4 protein-coding genes and 1 pseudogene are annotated in these 4,284 nt (G+C 46.2%); all 5 read right to left on the bottom strand.

Going from position 1 to position 4,284, the window contains the following annotated elements; all coding sequences use genetic code 11:
• Nucleotides 1-668: 668 nt before the first annotated feature.
• A complete protein-coding gene (locus tag AC06L3_RS08450) occupies nt 669-1,637 on the bottom strand; it encodes a transposase (protein WP_475670183.1) in 969 nt (322 codons plus the stop codon).
• A gap of 388 nt (nt 1,638-2,025) precedes the next feature.
• Nucleotides 2,026-2,514 (bottom strand): low molecular weight protein-tyrosine-phosphatase, encoded by a 489-nt coding sequence (locus AC06L3_RS08445; RefSeq protein ID WP_475670182.1) that lies wholly within the window; start codon nt 2,512-2,514, stop codon nt 2,026-2,028.
• A gap of 48 nt (nt 2,515-2,562) precedes the next feature.
• Nucleotides 2,563-3,315 carry a cyclase family protein gene (locus tag AC06L3_RS08440; protein WP_475670181.1) on the bottom strand — a complete coding sequence of 251 codons (753 nt, stop codon included), beginning with the start codon at nt 3,313-3,315 and terminating at the stop codon, nt 2,563-2,565.
• A 64-nt stretch (nt 3,316-3,379) separates the two neighbouring features.
• Entirely contained in the window at nt 3,380-4,123 is a 744-nt protein-coding gene (locus AC06L3_RS08435) for an NADH-quinone oxidoreductase subunit B family protein (RefSeq protein WP_475670180.1), read from the bottom strand.
• A 55-nt stretch (nt 4,124-4,178) separates the two neighbouring features.
• Nucleotides 4,179-4,284: pseudogene (locus AC06L3_RS08430) on the bottom strand (IS1595 family transposase); the annotation flags it as partial.

Genomic DNA, 4,284 nt, shown 5'->3' with positions numbered 1-4,284 from the left:
CTTTATAGTCGAACGCAACTGTAGGCGCATTGCAACCGACACTCTCAGATGAAGGGGTATAAAGCCCTGAATGCTTTACCCAATAATAAGGTATGCGACCCTCCGTGCGCGGCAGGGCTTAGTACAACAGTACTCCAAATTGCGCTTCACGCAACACGAAGTCCTATAGCGTTAACATGGTCTTGGCATGCAGATACTGATACTGATACTGATACTGATACTGATACAAGCAGCTTATACCATGACTTGTACTTCGACAGAGAAGAACTTGATTACGTTGATTAAGCCTTAACCAGTTCTTCGACTAAACAGAACAGGATTCATAATCACTAAGCCAAAACCGGAATGCAACGAGCAGAGCATGACTCACTATTATTAAGACTAATCCGGAATCTGGCTGGGCATAGATCGATACACGTTGAATAAACCTTAAACCGAAATTCGCCTGGAACGCAAGAATGCTCTACACCACACTCTGGCAATGGTCAATGTTCCAGGTGAGGCAATTTTGCCCCGCCTGGAACATAAGTTGGCCCTGCAGGTGCTTCTGTGGCCTATCGCTGTTCCAGGTGATTTTCGGTTTGGAGATAAAGATTGTTACTGATTAAGGTATTTTGGAATGATTTGCGACAGATGCCTAATGAATCAATAGCTGCATAAAAAAATCATCAAATCATATCCTTGACTTCCGAATGTATCAGACCGCAAAGTCTGGCAATCTGCTTGGCAGAACTGTTGAAACGTGATTTCAGCGCCTTTGCCAATTGGAGTCTTTCAGCAGTGTTCAAATTTCTGATATCCTTCTTATTGAACATTTGTATGCACATCTCGCTTTTGTGCTGCCTCATTTCCTGAATTGGAATTGAAAGATGAGAAACTATGCCCTCCTTTGACTCAACGTCCGATTCCTTGGAGACACACATGAAATAATTGAAACTTTTGTGAGTTCTGAACAGTTGTTCAACAATCTCGAATGCGACATACTCTCCAGGGAAAACAAGTTCTCCTATCATTATCGGTTTGTAGTCACTTCTTTGATGTGTTCTTAATGCTGCTTTCTGTAAACGTATTCCAAGGCCTTCATCATTGTTATGGCCGATAGTACGGTCCATCCATCGAGGTGCAGTCCAGAAGTTACCATTGCGGAAAATGAGAGCTGCACTTGACCAAGGATAATCGTATGCATTGAAACGGATTCCACCTACCGGAGCATTCTTCAACACGTAGCAGATTGCCGTCTTCATGTATCGCGCGGTGTTTATTGGTTGGTGACTGATTTCAATATCTGCCAGTTTGTTCTTTTCTTTATGAATATTTGAGATATGCATGGAGGTTCTTCTGATGTATTCGTGCATGAACCGGTTACATTCATCAAACTGCCCATGCAGAATGAAATGCACGTGCGTGTCCATCAAGGCAAATGCAAGGATTGTAACATCGTAATTCTGAATTACGTTGTAAATCCGGTTCATACCATTGCGGAAATCCTCTTCGCTGTAGAAAATGGCATCTATTTCATTGCCATTGGTGTAGAAATGCCAGCAGTTCCTGACTTCAATTTCCTGACCTTTTATGAAGCTTATATTCAAGCCTAGATCCGATGCCAGCTGACGCATCTTTTTGTCACTTATTCTCATTCACCTAACCCGCCGCCTCAAGTGGCCGACTCGACTGCTAAATTAATGTGAATTCCGTGAAAGAACAAATGCCATTGACAGTATTCGTAAAAGAAGTATATAGAAAATGAGCAATTGATTGCTATTCAGTAAATTGTGTTGTCCATTGCTTTATTCACATGACTTATTCTTCCCCGGAATTCCCCCGAGTAGAGCATGACTCACTATTATTAAGCCTAAACTGGAATTCGCCCGAGCAGAGCTAGATACACGTTGAATAAACCTTAAACCGAAATTCACCTGGAACGTAAGTATGCTCTACACCACACTCTGGCGATGGTCAGTGTTCCAGGTGAGGCCATTTTGCCCCGCCTGGAACATAAGTTGGCCCTGCAGGTACTTCTGATGGCTATCGCTGTGCCAGGTGATTTTTGACGTAGGAAAAATGTATGCAGAATTTCAGAAGTGCCTGGCAGCCCTCGAGCAAATCGTTGTAGGTTGTTTCGAAGTCGCCGGTGTACCAGGGGTCGGCCACGCTGCGGTTTGAGCCGGCAAAGGACATCAGAAGCCGGATCTTCCGTTCCGGGTCATCAGGAATGATTCTGCTTAACCATCGCAGGTTGAGAGTATCCATACAAATAATCATATCATACCGGCGATAGTCTTCAAAACTAATCTGCCTTGCAGTCTTGCAGGCGTCAAATGGAATGCCGTGATTTCTGAGACAGCGTCTGGCTGGAGGGTAGATGGGATTGCCTGTCTCCTCGGTGGATGTTGCTGCGCTTTCAACGTAGAAAGCACCTTCCAGACCATTTTCCCTGGCAATAGCCTTGAAAATGAATTCGGCCATAGGTGAGCGGCAGATGTTGCCGTGGCAGACAAAGAGGATTCTGGTCATAGCATCCGGAGCAGTTTTTGCAACTAGAACGTAAGATAAGAGATCTTCCTAGAATAGTGCCCAGGCACGAACCGGAAGACCATTGGCTCCCTTGAAATGAGGCCAGCTCAGGAATATCAGAGCACCTGCAGCAGGAACCTTGTCAAGCTTGCACATAAGCTCAACCTGAAAATGTCCGTTGGCAAGAACATATCGCTCGCAGGCAAGGTCGCCGGCCTTTGCGGCTTCAGCTGAAGCGTCAGTGTCAAGTGCCTCGTGTCCATTTGCCGCAGCACCACGAATCTCATAGATATATTTCAGCGCAGGAAGTGACCAGCCAGGGAAATGCTCACCGCCATTGTCATCTGTACCTGAGAGAGCCGCCATATCGGGCCAATTGTGGCTCCAGTCTGTCCTCAAGGCAACAAAAGCTCCTTGTGGAACAGGACCATTAACAGCTTCCCACTCCTTGATATCCTCAACTGTTACAGCATATTCGCAGTTCTGTGAAACCTTGGCACTTATATCAATCACGCAGAGTGGAAGCATCATGCATTCAGGACCGAAAGATTCAGCAAAATCACCGCCCTTGTGGAAATGTGCGGGAAAATCAATGTGAGTTCCGAACTGCCCCGGAAAACGGAAGGACTGTATGCGGCATTCAAGCATAGGATTGCCCCAGTCGAATATTACTTTGCCAAGTTCAACGCTTCCTTCAGGCATTCCTGCCCAATACGGACTGTTGTTGTCAAGAGGGTGGGTGAGATCCACCTTGTTCATTTTCTGAGCATCCTGCCAGAATTTCCAGAGTTCGGTTTCCATAAACAATAAAATTATATATGCGAATTTAGAAGTTCTTTTTCAAAATCTGAAATTTCAGGATAAACTACCTTGTCAAATCAAGCAGGCCGTTGATAACGGTGAGAGGGTGGGCGGGGTTTCCTGGAATGTATAGGTCAACCTGATGCTTGTTCAGGAATGATCTGTCAAGTTCCGCAGAGTCTGCAAACATACCTCCGCTGATTGCATCCGTGCCATCAAGAACCACGATCCTTGGTTCAGGGCAGGCTTCGTACGTAAGTTCCAGAGCCTTGGCCATATTGGCTGAAACAGGGCCTGTAACCAGCACACCGTCAGCGTGTCTTGGCGAAGCAACAAAATCAATTCCGAAACGTCCCATATCAAACTGAACGTTGCCAGTTGCGTTGAGTTCAGCTTCACAGCTGCCATCACCTCCGGCCGATACCTGCCTGAGCTTGAGCGAGTTGCGGAATATCCTGCGAATCTCAGGACGGATGGCGTCCTTGTCAACTTCTATAGGCTTGTCCTCACCTTCGCGTACAATCAGCCTTTCTCGCACATTGGTGGCCAGATGGGTGTCATCGGTGAAATGAACCTTGCCGGGGAAGCATCTTTCGCACTCGCCGCAGAAAAGGCATTTTCCAAGGTCTATGCTCACCGGCGCTGTACCAATGGCACCGCTCGGGCAAACATTGGCAAGGGCCTTCTCATCAACCTTTTCCGATGATATCACCGGTCTTCCGCGGAATACACCAGGCACCTTTGATGTGCGTACATTCGGTATGAACTGTTTACCCTGATGGAGAAATATCTTGAGAGTATTTAACATGGCTGTTTCTATTAAAGGTCGTGTCCGCAGTAGGACAGGTTAAAACTTTTAATGATTACTTAATGTTGTACCTAAATTCGTTTTTGTAGGCCACGCCAGCCAGCAGCATCCTGTCAAAGAGCCCGTCACCGAAGTATCGGCGGTTGAACTTGTAGCAGAAC

It is taken from the genome of Candidatus Egerieousia sp. (assembly GCF_056211015.1).
Note: the sequence above shows the minus strand (reverse complement) of the source record. Positions and strands in the feature narration are given on the sequence as shown.